This is a genomic window from Streptomyces sp. HUAS 15-9, assembly GCF_025642155.1.
Lineage (GTDB): Bacteria > Actinomycetota > Actinomycetes > Streptomycetales > Streptomycetaceae > Streptomyces.
On sequence record NZ_CP106798.1, the window covers coordinates 5,077,110 to 5,096,331 of the forward strand.

The following is a 19,222-nucleotide window of genomic DNA, read 5'->3' on the forward strand; positions in this document are numbered from 1 at the left end:
GACATGAGGTGGCGTGACCCAACTCACGGAATAACATTCACGGCAAATCAGACATGCAGGTCACAGGGGGTTCACGGGGCTCCGCCGGACGCGCTTCTCCCACGTCCGGTGGAAGACCACCTCGCCGCCCTCCGCGCAGATCACCTCGTCGGAGACGAGGAAGTGTTCCGCGTCACAGGTGATGTCCGACCGGGTCCTGACCGTCGTGTCCCAGGCCGACTCCGGACGGTGCAGCCGGATCGACCACTCCGAGTGGGTGCGGGCCGACAGGGGGTCCTTCTCGGTGATCGTGTACGTCTCCCGCGCGTCCTCGGTGCACTCCAGTCCGTCGGGGTACTGCCGCGTGCCGCCGTGGCGCGGGTCGACCTCCAGACGCCACTCGCCCTTCGCCAGGTCCCGCACCACCAGCCGCTCGGGGCGCGGTTCGTCGAGCGTGGGCGGGAAACTGCTGCCCAGCGGCTCCGCCTGCTCCGGCTCCTCGAAGGTGATCGTCGGGTCCGGCGTCCGTTCGCGCACCGGCAGTTCGAGCGAACTGCCCGCCGGGTCCAGGGTGAAGCCCGCCGCCGAGTCCGGCTCGGGCCAGAGCCAGGGCCAGTACACGGAGGAGACGGCGAGGCGGATGCGATGGCCGGGCGGGAAGACATGGCCGATGCCGCTCAGCTCGAAGGTCACGTCCTGCGTGGTGCCCGGCGTCCAGGGCACCGACCGGTCGTCGCCGTGGCGCGCGGACAGGTTGAGCGCGCCCCGGGCGACCAGCGTCGAGGCGCCGTCCGGGGCGACGTCGCAGATCCGTGCGACGACCTGGCCGCGCGGCACCCGGGAGGTCAGCCGCAGCCGCACCCCGGGCCGCCCCAGCACCCAGGTCTCCTCCGTCACCGCGAACTCGAAGCAGACCGAACGGGCGTCCTCCTCCCGCTGGTCGGGCGGCAGGTCGGCGTCGTTCCCGATCGGGACGAGGCGGCCGGCGTCGATGCCGGTGTGCATCGGGGACCGCACGAGAACGGGGGCGCCCCGGAGCCGGTGCGTGATGCTCGTCACGTGGGGTGAGGGCCACTGCGGCTCGCCGACCCAGCGGCCGGAAAGGGTGTCGTAGGTCGTGGCCGGCGGACGGGAGTCGAGGACGTACGCGCGCAGGAGCGGCCGGTCCAGGGGGTCCGCCGGGGCGGAGGCGCCGTCGGACGGGCTGCCGTCCTTGAGCCAGCGGTCCCACCAGCGCAGGGTCTCCTGGAGGAAGCCGATCGCCGGGCCGGGCGGCCGGTCGCGGTCGGGGTACTCGTGCGGCCAGGGGCCGACGATGCCGCGGACGCGGTCGCGCGGGAGGTGTTCGACCAGACGGAGCACCGTGTCGTGGTACGGGTCGTGCCAGCCGCCCACCGCCAGTACGGCGGCCCTGATCGCGCCGTAGTCCTCACGGACCGAGGCCCGGTGCCAGTAGTCGTCGCGGGTCGGGTGCGCGAGCCAGGTGTGGGCGAGGGGGCCGACGGCCTCGAGGCGCTCCAGCCACATGTCCCGCCAGGCCTCACCGGCGTACCGGGGGTCGGGCGGCCGGCACGCGAAGGCGAGCAGCGCGGCCGACCGGGCGTGCGTGCCGGCCGCGAGAACGGAACCTCCCAGGCGGTGCACGTCGTTGTCGTAGTGGTCGTCCGTGGAGCACACCGTGACGACCGCCTTGAGCGGCTCGGGCGCGAGGGCTGCGACACGGAGGGAGTCGAAGCCGCCCCCGGACACGCCGAACAGGCCCACGCCGCCGTCGCACCAGGGCTGCGCGGCCAGCCAGTTCACCACCTCGGCCCCGTCGGCCGCCGTCGTCCCCGAGTAGCCGTCCGCCGGCCGGCCCTCGCTGTTCCCGTGCCCGCGGACGTCGACCCGGACGGAGGCGTAGCCATGGCCCGAGTACCAGGGGTGGCGCTGGGCGTCGCGGGGCGCGGTGCAGTCGGTCAGGCGGTACGGGAGGTACTCCAGGAGCGCCGGAACGGGTTCGTCCGTCAGGGGCCGCCATACGCGCGCGTACAGCCGTGTCCCGTCGGGCAGGGGGACGCGGATGTCGTCGTGCGTGGTCTCGTAGGGGAAGGACGTACGGATGTGCATGGGGGCGACCCCGTGGCGCTGGCGGACCGGGTACATGCGGGTATATAGGGACAAGCAATGTCACATCATGGTGAGTCGATAAAAAACAATCCATATCGACTGATCAAAAACATACCGGTCGTGGTCCGATACCGCCTGGGCTGTAACGGTGGGCGCTAGCGGTGATCGAAACCTGACCGGATACGCTGACTTGAGTGATGGCAGCGACCTATCGACAAACCGTGTAATCGCCAGCAGACACCAGCAGACAGGAGACCCCTCGTGACCGTCGTCGGGCCGTTCGGGCTGAGCGTGCGGGACCAGGCTCTGGAAGCCGATGTCCAGGCCGGATTGGCGGCTGTCGAGGAAGGCTTGCTCGAAGCCACCAAGAGTGAGGTCCCGTTCATCACGGAGGCCGCCCAGCACCTGGTGCGGGCGGGCGGGAAGCGGTTCCGGCCGCTGCTCGTGATGCTCGCGGCCCAGTTCGGTGACCCGTACGCGCCGGGTGTCGTGCCCTCGGCCGTGGTCGTCGAGCTGACGCACCTCGCCACGCTGTACCACGACGACGTGATGGACGAGGCCGCGGTGCGCCGCGGTGTCGACAGTGCCAACACCCGTTGGGGCAACTCGGTCGCCGTCCTCACGGGTGACTTCCTGTTCGCCCGTGCCTCGCAGATCCTCGCCGACCTCGGTCCCGAGGCCGTGCGGGTCCAGGCCCTCGCGTTCGAGCGGCTCGTCACCGGCCAGATCCTGGAGACGGCGGGGCCCTCGGACGGCCGGGACCCGGTCGAGCACTACCTGGACGTGCTGGGCGGCAAGACGGGCTCGCTGGTGGCGGTGTCGTGCCGGTTCGGGGCGATGATGTCGGGGGCCGACGAGACGGTCGTCGATGTGCTGACCCAGTACGGCGAGCGGCTCGGTGTCGCCTTCCAGCTGGCGGACGACGTGCTCGACATCGCGTCCGACTCGCGCGAGTCCGGGAAGACGCCGGGCACCGATCTGCGCGAGGGCATCCCGACCCTTCCGGTGCTGCGGCTGCGGGAGCGGGCGGCGCGGCTGGGGCTGGCCGAGGACATCGCGCTGTGCGAGCTCCTCGACTCCGACCTGACCGACGACGCGCGCCACGCCGAGGCGCTGGCCGCCCTCCGTGACCATCCGGCGCTGGAGCACGCCCGGCGCGACACCGTGCGCTACGCGGAGGACGCACGGGCCGCCCTGGCCCCGCTGCCGGAGTGCGACGCCAAGGCCGCGCTGCTGGAGCTGTGCGACGCGGTGGTGCACCGGGCCGGGTAGTTCCCGCCGAACGGCATGACGCACGTCACATTTGTGGACTGAGTCCAATCTAAGATTGCTTCCGTACCTATGCCCAGAAGCTGACGCAGGGGGCGTCAGCCGCATACGGGGAGAAAACAGAATCATGGGTATGAACGGAGCGTTCTTCGCGCGCCGCAAGGGCCTCGTCGCCACCGCCGTCGCTATCGCCGCGTCCGCCGGTGTCGCCGCCGCGGCGATCCCGGCCTCCGCCACCGAGAGCCACACCGGCAAGGAGACGACCATCCTCGCCGCGAGCCTCCGGGGCGCCAACGAGGTGCCGGTCGAAGGCGGCCCCGCCGTGGGCGACAAGGCCGGCGCGGCGCTGGAATTCATCGAGCTCAAGGGGGACAAGGTGTCCGTCGCCGTGGCCTGGCGCGGCACCGGCAGGCCCACCGAGCTCCACATCCACCAGGGCGCCAAGGGCACCAACGGCGGCGTCAGGATCGACTTCGGGAAGCTGCTCGACAAGGCTCCCGAGGGGCGGTACGGCAAGGCTCCCAAGGGCCGGCACAGCCTCACCGGCACCGTCACGGTGAACGACCCCGCCCTGCTCAAGAAGCTCACCGAGGACCCCGGTTCCTTCTACGCCAATCTCCACACCGCGAAGTTCCCGGGCGGGGCCGTCCGCGGACAGCTCCACAAGGTCACCACCACGACCGACTTCCGGCACGTTCTCGGCAGCTTCCAGGCCTCCGTCGTCAAGGGCAGGCAGATCTACGAGTGCAAGGCGGCCGAGGGCGGCGGGTACGCCTTCGGGCAGCGTGACGTCGACGCCCGGCTCGGCGGGCACATCCGGCACTCCTTCGTGAAGCCCAACTCCGGCACCCCGCAGTGGATCGCGCCGGACGGGAGCGCCGTCACGGGTGCCCTGATCACCAAGACACCCAACGGCGACGGCAACATCCCCGAGCTCGACCTCAGGGCCACCCGGTCCGGCAAGCACCACGGGCTGCTCGCCGGCACCGGCGAGATCCTGCGGCTGAACACCGTCGGCGGGCTCGCCCCGGCCGGCTCCTGCACACCGGGCGAGATCGTCGGTGTGCCCTACCAGGCGGACTACGTGTTCGTGCGCACGCACTGAGCCGACGGCGGCGTCTCCCACGCGACCGACCCCTACGGGTCGGGGGAGGCGCCGCCTTCCTGTGTCATACCCCAGGCGTACACGGAGTTGAGCCCGCGGGGTGACGCTTCCGCACGGCCGATTTGGTCAACTGGGAACCACGGAAATCACCACTCCTCACCGATTCGGGTGAGAATGGCGGCTCAGGGTGGGACAGAGTGCGAGGACGGCCGCCGCCGACGACGGAGGTAAGGCACACATGGCACCGTACGAATCCGACGGCACCACGGGCGCGACGCAGGTCGACGACCTGCGCTCGGGGCGTCGCAAGGCCGCCCGGTACGTCGTACCGGTCGCGGTGGTGGGGGTGGCGGCGGCGACCATCGGGCTGGTCCCGGCGCTCGCCGACTCCGGTGACCCCGATCTGCCGAAGATCACCGCGCAGCAGCTCATCGAGAAGATCGCCAAGTCGGACGTGCAGCAGATGTCCGGCACGGTGAAGGTCAGCACGGACCTCGGGCTCCCCGACCTGGGCGGCCTGGAGAGCGGTCTGCTCTCCGGCGCGGGCCCGTCGGGTGACGGTTCGTCCGCCGACCCGACGTCCAAGCTGACCGAACTCGTCAGCGGCACGCACACCCTGCGCGTCGCCGCGGACGGCCCGGACCGGCAGAAGCTCTCGCTGATCGAGAGCGCCGCCGAGTACAGCCTCATCCACAACGGCAAGGACGTGTGGGGCTACGACAGCAAGTCCAATGAGGTGTACCACGGCAAGGCCGACGAGCAGGGCAAGGACAAGGGGAGCGAACCGCCCGCCACGCCCAAGGACTTCGCCGACGAGGCCCTCAAGTCGGTGGACGACACCACGTCGGTGACCGTCGACGGCACCGCGCAGGTGGCCGGCCGGGACGCCTACAAGCTGCTCATCAAGCCCAAGCAGTCCGGCACCACCGTCGGCGCGATCAGCATCGCCGTCGACGCGAAGACCGGGATGCCGCTGAAGTTCACCCTCACCCCGAACAGCGGCGGCGCTGCCGTCGTCGACGCGGGCTTCACCCAGGTCAGCTTCGCCAAGCCGGCCGCCTCGACCTTCGACTTCACCCCGCCCAAGGGCGCGAAGGTCACCGAGGAGGACCAGGCGTCGAAGGCGCCCGGGAAGGGTTCTTTGAAGCCGGGCGACGACTTCGGCAAGGGGGCCGAGGGCTTCAAGGGGGGCGACGGCTTCAAGGGTGCCGAGGGCTTCGACGTCCTCGGCAAGGGCTGGAACTCCATCGCCACCTTCGACACCGGCAGCAAGGGCGGCGTACCGTCCGGCTCCGCCGCCGGCGGCGGCGACCTGGGCGGCTTCCTCGGCTCGCTCGGCGACCAGGTGCACGGCAAGTTCGGCAAGGGCACGGTCTTCTCCACCCGCCTGATCAACGCCCTGATCACGGACGACGGCAAGGTCTACGTCGGTGCGGTGACCAAGGACGCCCTGGTCCGGGCGGCGAACACGGCGAAGTAAGTACCCTGCGGGTACGACGAATCGAGGGAGCCGATGGACGAACCGTCCGCCACGGAGCGGGAGACCGAGGCGGGGGACGCGGAACCGTGCGTCATCCACACCCGCGGCCTCACCAAGCGCTACCGCGGCGGACAGCTCGCCGTGGACGGTCTCGACCTGACCGTCCCGGCGGGCAGCGTCTTCGGCTTCCTCGGTCCGAACGGCTCCGGCAAGACCACCACCATCCGCATGCTGATGGGGCTCATCGAGCCCACCTCCGGCACCGCGCGGGTACTCGGGCGTCCCATGCCCCGGTCCGCACGCGCCGTGCTGCCGCACGTCGGCGCGCTCATCGAGGGGCCCGCCCTGTACGGCTTCCTCTCCGGCCGGGACAACCTCCTGCGGTACGACGCCGCCGACCCGACCGCCGACCCGCGCACCCGGCGCACCCGCGTCGCCGCCGCACTGGACCGGGTGGGCCTGACGGCCGCCGCAGGCAAGAAGGCGAAGGCGTACTCCCTGGGCATGAAGCAGCGCCTGGGACTCGCGGCCGCGCTTCTCCAGCCCCGCAGACTCCTCGTCCTGGACGAGCCGACCAATGGGCTCGACCCCCAGGGCATGCGTGAAATCCGGTCCCTGATAAGGGAACTGGCCTCCGACGGCACCACCGTCTTCCTCTCCTCCCACCTCCTCGACGAGATCGAGCAGGTGTGCACGCACGCGGCGGTCATGGCGCAGGGCAGGCTCATCACCCAGGGCGCGGTGGCGGACCTGGCGGCGAGTGCGCGTGGCCGGCTGGTGGTCACCACGCCGGACACCGAGGACGCGGCCCGGGTGCTGAAGGAGCGGGGGGTCGCCGAGGTCGTCATGGCCGAGGACCGGGTGACCGCAGAGCCGCCGACGGGTGAACTCGCCGACCTCACCGCTGCGTTGGTGACGGCCGGGGTGCGCGTGCGGGGCTTCGTGGTCGAACGGGCCTCGCTGGAGGACGCGTTCGTGGCACTGACGGGGGAGGGCTTCGATGTCGCAGGCTGAACTCGCACCGGCGCAGGCGCAGAAGCCGGCCGTACGCGCCCCGAGTCCGCTGTGGACCTTCGGTCTGCTGCGCAGTGAGCTGCTCACCACCTTCCGGCGCTGGCGCACGCTCGCGCTGCTGGCGGTGCTGGCCGGGGTGCCGATCCTGGTCGGGATCGCGGTGAAGATCGAGACACGGGGCGGTGGGCAGACCGGCCGCGGTGGCGGCGGTGAGGGGCCCGCCTTCATCGCGCAGATCACCAACAACGGCCTGTTCCTGGTCTTCACCGCACTGGCGGCGACACTCCCGTTCTTCCTGCCGATGGCCATCGGCGTCGTCGCAGGCGACGCGATCGCGGGCGAGGCCAACGCGGGCACCCTGCGCTACCTCCTGGTCGCCCCCGCGGGCCGCACCCGCCTCCTGCTCACCAAGTACGCGACCGTCATGGCCTTCTGCCTGCTGGCCACCCTCGTGGTCGCGGTCTCCGCGCTGGCCGCGGGCGCGCTGCTCTTCCCGCTCGGCGACCTGACGACCATCTCCGGCACCCGGATCGGCTTCGGCGAGGGCCTCGGCCGGGCCCTGCTGATCGCCCTGGTCGTCGCCGCGTCACTGACCGGGATCGCGGCCCTCGGCCTGTTCATCTCGACGCTGACCAACAGCGGGATCGCGGCGATGGCGACCACGGTGGGCCTGCTGATCACCGTCCAGATCCTCGACCAGATACCCCAGCTGCACGCGCTCCAGCCGTACTTCTTCTCCCACTACTGGCTGTCCTTCGCCGACCTGATGCGCGACCCCGTCTACTGGGACGACCTGGTCAAGAACCTGGGCCTGCAGGCCCTGTACGCCGCGGTGTTCGGCTCTGCGGCCTGGGCGCGGTTCACGACGAAGGACATCAGCGCCTAGCGGCACCGTACGGGGTTCAGGCGGCCGCCGTCTCGTACGGGAACCGCGCGAGCGGCGCCTCCCCCGCGAAGAACGTCTTCGCGCGCGCCAGCGCCTCCGCGTCCCGCAGTACGTCCCCGGGCGCGCTGCCGTTGCCCAGCAGCACCCCGCCGAAGCGCATCCGCAGATACGCGGCCGAGTTGCTGAGCAGGCCGACCAGCGGATCGGCCACCTCCGGCTCCGTGTGCGCGAGCGCGGTGACACCCCAGAGCGTGCGCCCGGCCAGGGTTGCCTTGAAGTCCACGCCGGGGGTGCGCAGCCAGCCCGACCAGTGGTCCAGGTAGCGCTTGGTGTGGGCGGACACCGAGTACCAGTACAACGGCGAGACGATCACGATGTCCGTCGCCGCGAGCGTGGCGTCCAGGAACAGGCCGGTGGTGCTGCCGGAGGCGGGCCGCACGTGGTCGCTGTCGTGCCGCCGGTCCACGAAGTCGGGCAGCGGGTGCTCGGCGAGGCTGAGCCACTGCTGCTCCACGTCGGCGGGCAACTGCTCGGCGGCCGTGCGGGCCAGCAGCTCGGAGTTCCCGTCGGCGCGGGCACTGCCCAGTACGAAGAGGAAGCGGCGAGTCATGGTTTCCCCCAGGAGGATCGACGTACGGCGTGCGACGAATACAAGCACATGCATCATATGCATACGCAAGCATTTTGGGAAAGGGGCTGCGCGACCACCACCCCGGGGCTCCCGGCGTGACTACCGCCCGCCGCCCGCCGCTCCGGTCAACCGCACCAGCGCATCGGTCCCCCGCGGTGCCCCGCCGCTCAGATCGCCCAGGCGCCAGTCGTCCACCCAGGGCACGCGGTACACGTCGACGACCGACTCGATCACCTTGACCTGCCGGTCCAGTTGGCGCGGCAGCCGCCCCGGGGCGTCGGCGACGAGCACCACGGCGTCCAGCTCGAGACCGACTGGTGTGGCGCCCTGCCGGAACGTTTCGAGGGCCTGCGTGGCACGGGCCAGCCCGGTCGCGTGGGTCCGCGCCACGAGCAGTACCGACGGCGGGGCGTCCGGCCCCGGCCAGTCGCGTCCGCAGTCCCGGCCGCCGTACACCGCCGCGAGCGTGCTGGTGCCCGCGCCGCCGTGTGTGCCGACCCAGGAGAAGTGCCGGGCGGGAAGGGGCCCGTGTGCGGGCGTCCCCCAGATCCGGTCCGGCTCCGGATGCCGCTCCCGCTCCGGTCCGGCGACCGGCCCACGGATCCAGATCTCCGGCCCCTGCTGCCCGCCTGGCTGCATTCCCGCGCTCCTCCTGTTCAGATGGCGTGTCAGTGCCTGGTGCGAGTCTGTGACATCGCGGTGACGTGGGAACCGTAGCGACAGGAGACACTCGACAGTACGCACGGGTACGACCGGATCGTGACGCCGGGGGAGCGAGGGGGACCGATGTCTCGACTCAGCCGCGAGAAGAAGCGGGAACAGCAGCGGGCCGCCTTCCCGGCGGAACCGGTGGATGTCCGCGTCTCGGGTACGGGCGGCGCGTCGGTCGCCGGTGAACCGGTCGTGGCGGGGCCCGGCGAGGAGATCCAGCAGGCCGTCCTGAACCATCTCCAGCGCCTCGTCCTCGCGGCCGGCCGCCCCATACTCGCCTCGGTCCACGACGCCCGCATCGGTTACGTCGTCCCGCTCCAGGTGGAGGCGGACGGCTCCAGCCGTTTCGCGGGCGAGCCGCTGCGGATGGCACCGCTGCCTGAGCGGGCGGCTCCGTCGGCGGAACGGGTGGCGCCGCTGGTGGAACGGGTGGCGCCGCTGCCCGAGCGGGTGGCTTCGCTGCGTGAGCGGCTGGCTTCCGACAGGCCCACCCGTCTGCCGCGGCCGGCCGATGAGCCGGTCCGGGACGCCGTTCCCACGTTTCCGTTGCGGGCCGTGCCGGAGGCGGCGGTGACCGGCGAGCCCGTGGCCCCCGGGATCGTCCAGATGCCGACCGGGGTGTTCGGGCCACCGCCCGTCATGACCACAGAGCCGGGACCGGTCGCCGTACCGGAGCCGATGGCCCGACCCGAGCCGGTCGCCGTACCGGAGCCGATGGCCCTGCCCGAGCCGGTCGCCCTGCCCGAGCCGGACGCGCAGCCGAAGGCGGTCGTCGGATCCCCGGCCGCCAAGCCCCCCGCCTCCGATTACGTCACCGACCCCGACCCCGACCCCAAGCCCACCCCCGCCCGCGGCTTCGACGCCGTGGCCGAAGAGGTGCTCGGTGACGGCCCCGTGACCACCACCGAAGAGGGCGCCGCGCTGCTCACCGAGCCGATGACGCGGATCAACGAGGCCGTCAAGGCGGGCCGGATCGATGCCGCGGCCGAGCTGGCGCAGCGCACGGTCGCGGAGGCCTCGGCCCTGCTCGGCCAGGACCACCCCGAGGTGCTCCACCTGCGCGAGCTGACCGCCTACATCGCCTACCTGGCGGGCGACCCGCTCCGCGCCTTCCGGCTCTCGCTCGACCTCGCCCGGCTGCGCCGTCAGGCCCATGACGCCGAGGGGGCGTACGGGAACGTGCAGAGCGCGGCCGCCGCCTGGCGTGCCGTACGCGACCCCGAGCAGGGCCTGAGCCTGGGCCGGGAACTGATCGCGCTGTGGACGGAGCTCACCGCCGAGGAGGGCCCGGCCGCCGACGACATCGAAGAGCTGGAGTCCGCGCACAACCGGATGGGCCGCCTCACCGAACGTGCCGGCAGGGTGGCGCACCCCGGCAACGTCTAAGCGACGCAGTACTCGTTCCCCTCCGGGTCCGCCATCACCACCCACTCCCCGGAGGGCTCCCGCACCTCCCGCAGCATGCGCGCACCCAGCCTCTTCAGCCGCTCGACCTCGTCCGCCCGTCGTCCCTCACCCGGGTGCAGGTCGAGATGGAGCCGGTTCTTGACGGTCTTGGCCTCCGGGACGCGCTGGAACAGCAGCCGCCGCCCCAGCCCGATGCCGCGCTCCTCGTCGTACGGGTCCTCGGGGTGCCGTACGGCGATCAGGTCCCGGAAGGCCGCGCGGCCGTGGAACTCGACAGTGGCCTCACCCGGCAGCGCGCCGAGTTCCAGCAGCCGCTCGACGAGCGCGCTGTTGTCCTCGACCTCGTAGTGCAGCGCGGCGGCCCAGAAGTCGGCCTGCGCGTGCGGGTCGGCGGCGTCGATGACGAGCTTCCAGTGCAGCGGGGCGGGCGTGGCGTCCGGAGTCTGTGTCATGCCGCTCACTTATAGCCGACGGGGGTGTCCTCCTCACGGGAAGCGGGGATCCGGCTGTCCCGGAGTTCGGCGAGGGCGCGGGCGCTGCGGCGGGCGCTGCGGCGGGCGGTGCGGCGGGCGGTGCGCAGGGCGTCCCAGGTGAGCAGCGACAGCGCGAGCCAGACCAGCGCGAAGCCGGCCCAGCGCTCGGGCGGCATGGCCTCGTGGAAGTAGAGGATGCCGAGCAGGAACTGGAAGACGGGGGCCAGGTACTGGAGCAGCCCCAGCGTGGACAGCGGCACACGGATCGCGGCCGCCCCGAAGCAGACGAGCGGAAGCGCGGTGACGATTCCCGTCGAGGCGAGCAGGGCGGAGTGCCCGGTGCTGCCGGTGCCGAAGGTCGAGTCGCCGTGTGCGGTGAGCCACAGCAGATAGCCGAGCGCGGGCAGGAACTGGATCGCGGTCTCGGCGGCCAGCGACTCGATGCCGCCCAGGTTGACCTTCTTCTTCACCAGCCCGTACGTGGCGAAGGAGAACGCGAGGCACAGGGAGATCCACGGCGGCTGCCCGTATCCGATGGTCAGGACGAGCACGGCGGCGAACCCTACGCCCACCGCCACCCACTGCACGGGCCGCAGCCGCTCCTTCAGGAGCAGTACGCCCATGGCGATGGTGACCAGGGGGTTGATGAAGTACCCGAGCGAGGCCTCCACGACGTGACCGGCGTTCACGGCCCAGATGTACACACCCCAGTTGACCGTGATCACTGCTGCCGCCAACGCGACGAGGGCCAGCCGACGCGGCTGCCGCAGCAGCTCCCCGGCCCAGGCCCAGCGCCGTACGAAGACGAGCGCGACAGCGACGAACGCGAGGGACCACACCATCCGGTGGGCGAGGATCTCCACCGGTCCGGCGGGCTTCAGCAGAGGCCAGAAGAGGGGAACGAGCCCCCACATCCCATAGGCCGCGAAGCCGTTCAGCAGACCTGTCCGCCGCTCGCCCTTCGATATGTCGGCCACGGGCCCCTCCTGCTCACTCCACGCGGTCCTGTCCGCCCGGAGGAAAGGTAACGCCGAGCACCCCCTGCTGTCATGCCCGTATCGCCATACGGTCATGACAGCGGGGGGTGCGGGTGCGCCCGGGCCCGGCGGGGGAGCCTCAGCCCTTGAGCGCGACGGCGATGGCCTCGGAGAACGGGCTGGTCGGGCGGCCGATCAGCCGGGACAGGTCGCCGGAGGAGATGACCAGCTCGCCCCGCGCGATGGACGCGTCCACGCCGACCAGGATCACGGCGAACGGCTCGGGCACACCGGCGCCGGTGAGGATGCCCTGGAGCGCCTCGGCGGGCACGGGGCTGTAGCCGATCTCCTTGCCGGTCTGCCTGCTCAGCTCGGCCGCGTACTCGACGAAGCTCCAGGCCTCGTCGCCACCCAGCTCGTACGCCCGGTTCTCGTGGCCCTCGCCGGTGAGCACGGCGACGGCGGCGGCCGCGTAGTCGGCGCGCGAGGCGGAGGAGACGCGGCCGTCACCGGCGGCCGCGACGACGGCGTTGTGCTCCAGCGTCGGGGCGAGGTTCTCGGTGTAGTTCTCGTGGTACCAGCCGTTGCGCAGCAGCGTGTAGGGCAGGCCGGAGGCGAGCAGCAGCTCCTCGGTGGCCCGGTGGTCGTCGGCGAGCGCGGCCGTCAGGCTGCCGGGAGCGCTGGTGTACGCCAGCAGCGCCACGCCTGCCGCCTTGGCGGCGTCGATGACGACCCGGTGCTGCTGGACACGGCCCTTGTCGAACTCGTTGCCGGAGATCAGCAGCACCTTGTCGCCGGACGCGAAGAGTCCGTCGAAGGTCTTGGGCTCGTTGTAGTTCGCTACGGCGATCTTCACGCCGCGGGCCGCGAAGTCGGCCGCCTTGGCCTCATCGCGCACGACGGCGGTGATCTGCTCGGCCGGGACCTTCTCCAGCAGCTGCTCCACGACGTGGCGGCCGAGGTGTCCGGTGGCTCCGGTGACGACGATGCTCATGGTCAGCAATCTCCTTGTGGGGTGCGGCTGTCACTAACCCTAGGAGGTGCACTAACTGCATGAAAGTACCCACTTTGAAGTAAGGTACTGGCATGAGAGTAAGTGCTGAGGGAGCGTCCGCCGGGCCGTCCAAGTACTCGGTCGGTGAGGAGATGTGCCCCCACCGCATGGTCCTGGAGCACGTCACCAGCCGCTGGGGTGTCCTGGTCCTGATCGAGCTCCTCGACCGCCCGTACCGCTTCAGCGAGCTGCGCCGGGCGATCGGCCGGGTCAGCGAGAAGATGCTCACCCAGACCCTCCAGACCCTGGAGCGCGACGGGCTGGTCCACCGTGACGCCAAGCCGGTCATCCCGCCCCGCGTCGACTACTCCCTGACCGACCTGGGCCGCGAGGCCGCGGAACAGGTGCGGGCGCTGGCGCTGTGGACCGAGAGCCGGATGGACGACGTGGAGAAGGCCCGCCGGGCATACGACGAGGCCCGGGAAATCCAGTCCCGGGCCTCGTAGACGCGCGTCGGCCGGCTCAGCCGATCACCGTCCAGGTGTCCCCGCCGGCCAGCAGCGCGGCCAGGTCTCCCTTGCCGTTCTGCTCGACCGCCGTGTCCAGCTGGTCGGCCATTTCGGTGTCGTAGACGGGGCGGTCGACGGAGCGGAAGACCCCGATGGGGGTGTGGCGCAGGGTGTCCGGGTCGGCCAGGCGGGAGAGGGCGAACGCGGTGGTGGGGGATGCGGTGTGGGCGTCGTGGACGAGGATGCGGTGCTCGTTGTCGGGGGTGACGGTGACGACTTCCAGGTCGCCGGTGGTGGTGTTGCGGACGACTCCGCGGGTGTTGTCGGGGCCGAAGCGGATGGGCTCGCCGTGTTCGAGGCGGATGACGGCTTCCTGGGCGGTCTGCTGGTCCTTGAGGGCGTCGAAGGCGCCGTCGTTGAAGATGTTGCAGTTCTGGTAGATCTCGATGAGTGCGGTGCCGGGGTGGGTGGCGGCGGCGCGCAGGACCGAGGTGAGGTGTTTGCGGTCGGAGTCGAGGGTGCGGGCGACGAAGGACGCCTCGGCTCCGATGGCCAGCGAGACCGGGTTGAAGGGCGCGTCCAGGGAGCCCATGGGCGTGGATTTGGTGATCTTGCCGACTTCGGAGGTCGGGGAGTACTGGCCCTTGGTCAGGCCGTAGATCCGGTTGTTGAACAGGAGGATCTTGAGGTTGACGTTGCGGCGCAGGGCGTGGATGAGGTGGTTGCCGCCGATGGACAGGGCGTCTCCGTCGCCGGTGACGACCCAGACGGACAGGTCGCGGCGGGAGGTGGCCAGGCCGGTGGCGATGGCGGGGGCGCGGCCGTGGATGGAGTGCATGCCGTACGTGTTCATGTAGTACGGGAAGCGGGAGGAGCAGCCGATGCCGGAGACGAAGACGATGTTCTCCCTGGCCAGGCCGAGTTCGGGCATGAAGCCCTGGACCGCGGCCAGGATCGCGTAGTCACCGCAGCCGGGGCACCAGCGCACCTCCTGGTCCGTCTTGAAGTCCTTCATGGACTGCCGGCCCTCGGCCTTCGGAACCAGCGAGAGCGCCTCGATCGTGCCCGCGCCTTCCGTGGACGTCTCAGCCATCGATGGCCTCCTTGAGCGCCTTGGCAAGCTGTTCCGCTTTGAACGGCATGCCGTTGACCTGGTTGTACGAGTGGGCGTCCACCAGGTACTTCGCCCGGACGAGCAGGGCGAGCTGCCCGAGGTTCATCTCGGGGATCACCACCTTGTCGTAACGCTTCAGCACCGCTGCGAGATTCCCCGGGAACGGGTTGAGGTGGCGCAGGTGGGCCTGCGCGATGGATTCACCGGCCGTGCGCAGGCGGCGCACCGCGGCGGTGATGGGCCCGTAGGTCGAGCCCCAGCCCAGGACGAGGGTGGTGGCCTGGTGCGGGTCGTCGACCTCGATGTCGGGGACGGTGATGCCGTCGATCTTGGCCTGGCGGGTACGGACCATGAAGTCGTGGTTGGCCGGGTCGTAGGAGATGTTGCCCGTGCCGTCCTGCTTCTCGATCCCGCCGATCCGGTGCTCGAGCCCCGGCGTGCCCGGCACCGCCCACGGCCGGGCCAGGGTGTGCGGGTCGCGCTGGTAGGGCCAGAACACCTCGCTGCCGTCGTCCAGGGTGTGGTTGGGGCCCTGGGCGAACTGCACGCTCAGATCCGGCAGCTCCTCCAGCTCCGGGATCCGCCACGGCTCCGAACCGTTGGCCAGATAGCCGTCCGAGAGCAGCATCACCGGCGTGCGGTAGGCCAGCGCGATCCGGGCCGCCTCCAGCGCCGCGTCGAAGCAGTCCGCGGGGGTCTGCGGCGCGATCACCGGGACCGGGGCCTCGCCGTTGCGGCCGTACATCGCCTGCAGCAGATCCGCCTGCTCCGTCTTCGTCGGCAGCCCCGTCGACGGCCCGCCCCGCTGGATGTCGATCACCAGCAGCGGCAGCTCCAGCGACACGGCAAGCCCGACCGTCTCCGACTTCAGCGCCACCCCCGGCCCCGACGTCGTCGTCACCGCCAGGCAGCCGCCGAACGCCGCACCCAGCGCCGCACCGATCCCGGCGATCTCGTCCTCCGCCTGGAACGTACGCACCCCGAAGTTCTTGTGCTTCGACAGCTCGTGCAGGATGTCCGAGGCCGGCGTGATCGGATACGAACCCAAGAACAGCGGCAGATCCGCCTGCCGGGACGCGGCCACCAGACCGTACGCCAGCGCCAGGTTCCCGGAGATGTTGCGGTACAGACCCGGCCCAAACGCCGTCGCCGCCGGCGCCACCTCGTAGGAGACCGCGAAGTCCTCGGTCGTCTCACCGAAGTTCCAGCCCGCCCGAAACGCCGCAATGTTCGCCTCGGCGATCTGCGGCTTCTTCGCGAACTTCGCCCGCAGGAACTTCTCCGTGCCCTCCGTGGGCCGGTGATACATCCACGACAGCAGACCCAGCGCGAACATGTTCTTGCTGCGCTCGGCCTCCTTGCGCGACAGCGCGAACTCCTTGAGCGCCTGGACCGTCAGCGTCGTCAACGGCACCGGATGCAGGCTGTAACCGTCCAGCGAACCGTCCTCCAGCGGGCTGGCCGCATACCCGACCTTCTGCATCGCCCGCCCGGTGAACTCGTCGGTGTTGACGATGATCTCCGCACCGCGCGGCAGATCCCCGATGTTCGCCTTCAGCGCGGCCGGGTTCATCGCGACCAGCACGTTCGGCGCGTCCCCCGGGGTGAGGATGTCGTGGTCGGCGAAGTGCAGCTGGAACGACGAAACCCCCGGCAGCGTCCCGGCGGGGGCACGGATCTCGGCCGGGAAGTTCGGAAGCGTGGACAGGTCGTTGCCGAAGGACGCCGTCTCGGACGTGAACCGGTCACCGGTGAGCTGCATACCGTCACCCGAGTCCCCCGCGAACCGGATGATCACCCGATCGAGGCGCCGTACATCCTTCACGCCACGCGGTTTCCGCTGCTCTCCTACGACGGCTCCGTCGGCCTGTTCCGCTGTCCTGCTGACCTGGCTGGTCACTGAACTGGACCTCCTTCGAGGCGGCTGTCCGGGCTTGGTCGTCCCATGGACCTTCCCAGGATCAACCCTACGTCGGTTAGGGTCGCCTTCCCTCGGCCGTTCGCATGATGGACGGCACATTTCGACGACTCGTCGCCCTGACTTGTCATGATTTCTTGCCCCCCGGGCTTTCTATGAAGACGCTCCCGTGTGCCGGCCGGTTCTCGTTCGGGCGTGTGCTGACACAGTGTCAGGTCCTCATGAGTTCAGATAGGTGAGAACGGCCAGAACACGCCGGTGGTCCCCGTCGCTGGGCGACAGCCCCAGCTTCAGGAAGATGTTGCTGACGTGCTTCTCCACGGCTCCGTCGCTGACCACCAGCTGCTTGGCGATCGCCGAGTTCGTCCGTCCCTCGGCCATCAGCCCCAGGACCTCCCGCTCCCGCGGGGTGAGCCCGGCGAGCACGTCCTGCTTGCGGCTGCGCCCGAGCAGCTGCGCGACGACCTCGGGGTCCAGGGCCGTACCGCCCTGGGCGACCCGTACGACCGCGTCCACGAACTCCCGCACCTCGGCGACCCGGTCCTTGAGCAGATAGCCGACGCCACGACTGGAACCGGCCAGCAGTTCGGTGGCGTAGCGCTCCTCCACGTACTGTGACAGCACCAGCACGCCGAGTCCGGGATGTGCCTTGCGCAGCCGCACCGCCGCCCGTACTCCCTCGTCGGTGTGTGTCGGCGGCATCCGTACGTCCGCGACCACAACATCCGGCAGCGCGCCCTGTGCGTCCAGGTCGGCGATGGTCTTGATCAGCGCCTCGGCGTCCCCGACACCGGCGACGACCTCGTGCCCCCGGTCGGTTAGCAACCGGGTCAGGCCCTCTCTGAGCAGCACTGAGTCCTCGGCGATGACCACCCGCACCCTGTCCTCCACGATCTTCCGGCCCCCACAACCCGTCTTCGTTCCGCGCCTGACGAAAGTCCAGCATTCCAGCATTCGGACCTCGTCGCGCCCGGGCCACGGGATTAGGCCCGCGGCATGTCGGGTTCCGCTCCCCGGACGGCTTGTTCCGCTCCCCGGACGGCTTGTTCTGGGGTGGTCCGGGTGTGCCACGACAGCCGGGGAGGGGCACTGTGCCGCCCGGCCGGGTGGGGCACGGCGGGGCCCGACGGGGAGGGGCACGGTGGGGCCCGGCGGTGCGGCCGCCGGGCCGGATCCGTCAGCGGCGCCAGGGCAGCTCGGCCGTGATCCGGGTGGGCCCGCCGGCCGGGGAGTCCACGACCAGAATTCCGTCCACGGCGTCCAGCCGCTCGGCCAGCCCCGCCAGCCCCGAGCCCGCCAAGACGTCGGCTCCCCCCACCCCGTCGTCCGTGACCTGCAGCATCAGCCGGTCGTCGGACCGCCACACGTCGACCGTGGCCTGGCGGGCCCTGGAGTGCTTGCTGATGTTCTGCAGCAGTTCGGAGACGGTGAAGTAGGCGATCCCCTCGATGGCCGGCGCCGGCCGTTCCTCGAGGTCCACGTCGGCCTGCACCGGCACCGTGCACCGGGAGGCGACTGCGGACAGCGCCGCGTCCAGACCCCGGTCCGTCAGCACCGCCGGATGGATCCCGCGGGCCAGGTCGCGCAGCTCCTGGAGCGCCGTCTTCACTTCGCCGTGCGCCTCCTCGACCATCCGCGCCGCCACCTTCGGGTCCTCGGTCAGCTTCTCCTTCGCCAGCCCCAGACCCATGGCCAGCGCCACCAGCCGCGCCTGTGCCCCGTCGTGCAGGTCCCGCTCGATGCGCCGCAGGTCGGCGGCCGCCGTGTCGACCACGACCCCCCGGTCGGACTCCAGCTCGACCACCCGCGTGGCCAGCTGCGACGGTCCGAGCAGCCCCCGCACCATCAGCCGGTCCACCAGCGTCAGCGCCCGTACGATCCACGGCGTGGCCAGCGTGAAGAGCAGGCCCACCAGCGCGGTGACGGTGATCTCGAAGGGGTTGTCGAGATAGATGCTGTGGGTCCCGTCGCCGTACAGCTGAAGGCCGCCCTGCCCGGCGTACATCGGGAACACCCAGAACCACAGCGGGTACGTCAGCAGCGCCCAGCCGTACGCCCAGAAGTTCACCGCGACGACGAACGAGAACACCGCCCACGGGAAGTGCAGCAGCGCGTACAGCAGGTGCCGCCACGACGTGCCGCTCTTCAGGACCGCGCCCATCCAGGCCAGCGCGCCGGGCTGGCGCATCCGCAGCGGCTCGGGGTCGGCCACCTGGAGGCGGAGCAGCCCGCGGGCCCGCGCCCGTTCCACCGCCCCGAGGCCGCGGCAGCCGGCCAGCGCCGCCGCCAGCACCGGGATCCCGAGGAACGTCACCAGCAGGCCCGCCCCGACCGACACCATCGTCACGGCGTACACGAAGAACACGGTGCTGATCGGGAAACTGAGCAGGACGTAGCCGAACTCCCGCCAGCTGCGTGCCTCGAACGGAGCGCGCAGGGCGGCGGGCAGCCGCCGCTCCCTGTCGTCCGCGTCCCGGAATCCGGGCCCGCTGTGGTGCCCGTACCCCTGCCCGTACCCCTGTCCGTACTCCGTGGCCATCGGCGTCGTCCGTTCTCCTCGTCCGGCGGCTTTGTTGCCGTACCCCCACCGTGCTCGGCCGCGGGTCCGTGGACCATGGAGTCCGTCGGCGTCCTGTCCGGGGGGTT

The 19,222-nt window shown here is 70.9% G+C and carries 17 protein-coding genes; 7 read left to right on the forward strand and 10 right to left on the reverse strand.

The features are described 5' to 3' along the window. Positions 1 to 60: 60 nt before the first annotated feature. A complete protein-coding gene (locus N8I87_RS23470; protein ID WP_263211465.1) occupies positions 61 to 2,088 on the reverse strand; it encodes a CocE/NonD family hydrolase in 2,028 nt (675 codons plus the stop codon). A 261-nt stretch (positions 2,089 to 2,349) separates the two neighbouring features. Here N8I87_RS23470 and N8I87_RS23475 point away from each other — a divergent pair, with 261 nt between their 5' ends. From N8I87_RS23475 to N8I87_RS23495, 5 genes are all read left to right on the forward strand, one after another. After that, positions 2,350 to 3,360 (forward strand): polyprenyl synthetase family protein, encoded by a 1,011-nt coding sequence (locus N8I87_RS23475; RefSeq protein ID WP_263211466.1) that lies wholly within the window; start codon positions 2,350 to 2,352, stop codon positions 3,358 to 3,360. Positions 3,361 to 3,484: 124 nt separating this feature from the next. Further along, on the forward strand, positions 3,485 to 4,462 hold the full coding sequence (locus N8I87_RS23480; protein WP_263211468.1) for a CHRD domain-containing protein: 978 nt from the start codon (positions 3,485 to 3,487) through the stop codon (positions 4,460 to 4,462). 238 nt (positions 4,463 to 4,700) lie between these two features. After that, a complete protein-coding gene (locus tag N8I87_RS23485; RefSeq protein ID WP_263211470.1) occupies positions 4,701 to 5,942 on the forward strand; it encodes a LolA family protein in 1,242 nt (413 codons plus the stop codon). A 33-nt stretch (positions 5,943 to 5,975) separates the two neighbouring features. After that, positions 5,976 to 6,956, forward strand: a complete 981-nt coding sequence (locus N8I87_RS23490) for an ABC transporter ATP-binding protein (protein WP_263211472.1) — start codon at positions 5,976 to 5,978, stop codon at positions 6,954 to 6,956. Then, positions 6,943 to 7,842: an ABC transporter permease gene (locus tag N8I87_RS23495; RefSeq protein ID WP_263211473.1), complete on the forward strand. Its 900-nt coding sequence runs from the start codon at positions 6,943 to 6,945 to the stop codon at positions 7,840 to 7,842. The genes N8I87_RS23490 and N8I87_RS23495 overlap by 14 nt, the downstream gene beginning before the upstream one ends. A 16-nt stretch (positions 7,843 to 7,858) precedes the next feature. Here N8I87_RS23495 and N8I87_RS23500 read toward each other — a convergent pair whose 3' ends face one another. Continuing rightward, positions 7,859 to 8,452, reverse strand: a complete 594-nt coding sequence (locus tag N8I87_RS23500; protein ID WP_263211475.1) for a flavodoxin family protein — start codon at positions 8,450 to 8,452, stop codon at positions 7,859 to 7,861. A 120-nt stretch (positions 8,453 to 8,572) separates the two neighbouring features. Beyond that, the gene (locus N8I87_RS23505; RefSeq protein WP_263211477.1) at positions 8,573 to 9,112 is read right to left on the reverse strand and encodes a DUF6668 family protein; all 540 of its coding nucleotides are present in this window, start codon (positions 9,110 to 9,112) and stop codon (positions 8,573 to 8,575) included. Between the two features lie 147 nt (positions 9,113 to 9,259). On the opposite strand from N8I87_RS23505, the gene N8I87_RS23510 reads away from it, so the two are divergent. Next, on the forward strand, positions 9,260 to 10,570 hold the full coding sequence (locus N8I87_RS23510; RefSeq protein ID WP_263211479.1) for a tetratricopeptide repeat protein: 1,311 nt from the start codon (positions 9,260 to 9,262) through the stop codon (positions 10,568 to 10,570). Here the strand turns inward: N8I87_RS23510 and N8I87_RS23515 are convergent. From N8I87_RS23515 to N8I87_RS23525, 3 genes are all read right to left on the reverse strand, one after another. Beyond that, positions 10,567 to 11,043, reverse strand: coding sequence for a VOC family protein (locus tag N8I87_RS23515; protein WP_263211481.1), 477 nt, complete (start codon positions 11,041 to 11,043; stop codon positions 10,567 to 10,569). The two genes, N8I87_RS23510 and N8I87_RS23515, sit on opposite strands and share 4 nt — an antisense overlap. Before the next feature lie 5 nt (positions 11,044 to 11,048). Further along, positions 11,049 to 12,041 (reverse strand): EamA family transporter RarD, encoded by a 993-nt coding sequence (gene rarD, locus N8I87_RS23520; RefSeq protein ID WP_263211483.1) that lies wholly within the window; start codon positions 12,039 to 12,041, stop codon positions 11,049 to 11,051. Between the two features lie 139 nt (positions 12,042 to 12,180). Continuing rightward, complete coding sequence (locus N8I87_RS23525) at positions 12,181 to 13,035, reverse strand: SDR family oxidoreductase (RefSeq protein WP_263211484.1); 855 nt, start codon at positions 13,033 to 13,035, stop codon at positions 12,181 to 12,183. Positions 13,036 to 13,127: 92 nt separating this feature from the next. Between N8I87_RS23525 and N8I87_RS23530 the strand changes: the two genes are divergently transcribed. Further along, a complete protein-coding gene (locus N8I87_RS23530; RefSeq protein ID WP_263211486.1) occupies positions 13,128 to 13,541 on the forward strand; it encodes a winged helix-turn-helix transcriptional regulator in 414 nt (137 codons plus the stop codon). A 16-nt stretch (positions 13,542 to 13,557) separates the two neighbouring features. Here the strand turns inward: N8I87_RS23530 and N8I87_RS23535 are convergent, their stop codons facing one another. The 4 genes from N8I87_RS23535 to N8I87_RS23550 form a co-directional block, all read right to left on the reverse strand. After that, the gene (locus N8I87_RS23535; protein ID WP_263211487.1) at positions 13,558 to 14,637 is read right to left on the reverse strand and encodes a 2-oxoacid:ferredoxin oxidoreductase subunit beta; all 1,080 of its coding nucleotides are present in this window, start codon (positions 14,635 to 14,637) and stop codon (positions 13,558 to 13,560) included. Next, positions 14,630 to 16,558, reverse strand: a complete 1,929-nt coding sequence (locus tag N8I87_RS23540; RefSeq protein WP_263211489.1) for a 2-oxoacid:acceptor oxidoreductase subunit alpha — start codon at positions 16,556 to 16,558, stop codon at positions 14,630 to 14,632. The genes N8I87_RS23535 and N8I87_RS23540 overlap by 8 nt, the downstream gene beginning before the upstream one ends. Positions 16,559 to 16,795: 237 nt before the next feature. Then, entirely contained in the window at positions 16,796 to 17,455 is a 660-nt protein-coding gene (locus N8I87_RS23545; protein ID WP_316750111.1) for a LuxR C-terminal-related transcriptional regulator, read from the reverse strand. 298 nt (positions 17,456 to 17,753) lie between these two features. After that, positions 17,754 to 19,115 carry a sensor histidine kinase gene (locus N8I87_RS23550; protein ID WP_263211492.1) on the reverse strand — a complete coding sequence of 454 codons (1,362 nt, stop codon included), beginning with the start codon at positions 19,113 to 19,115 and terminating at the stop codon, positions 17,754 to 17,756. Positions 19,116 to 19,222 lie beyond the last annotated feature (107 nt).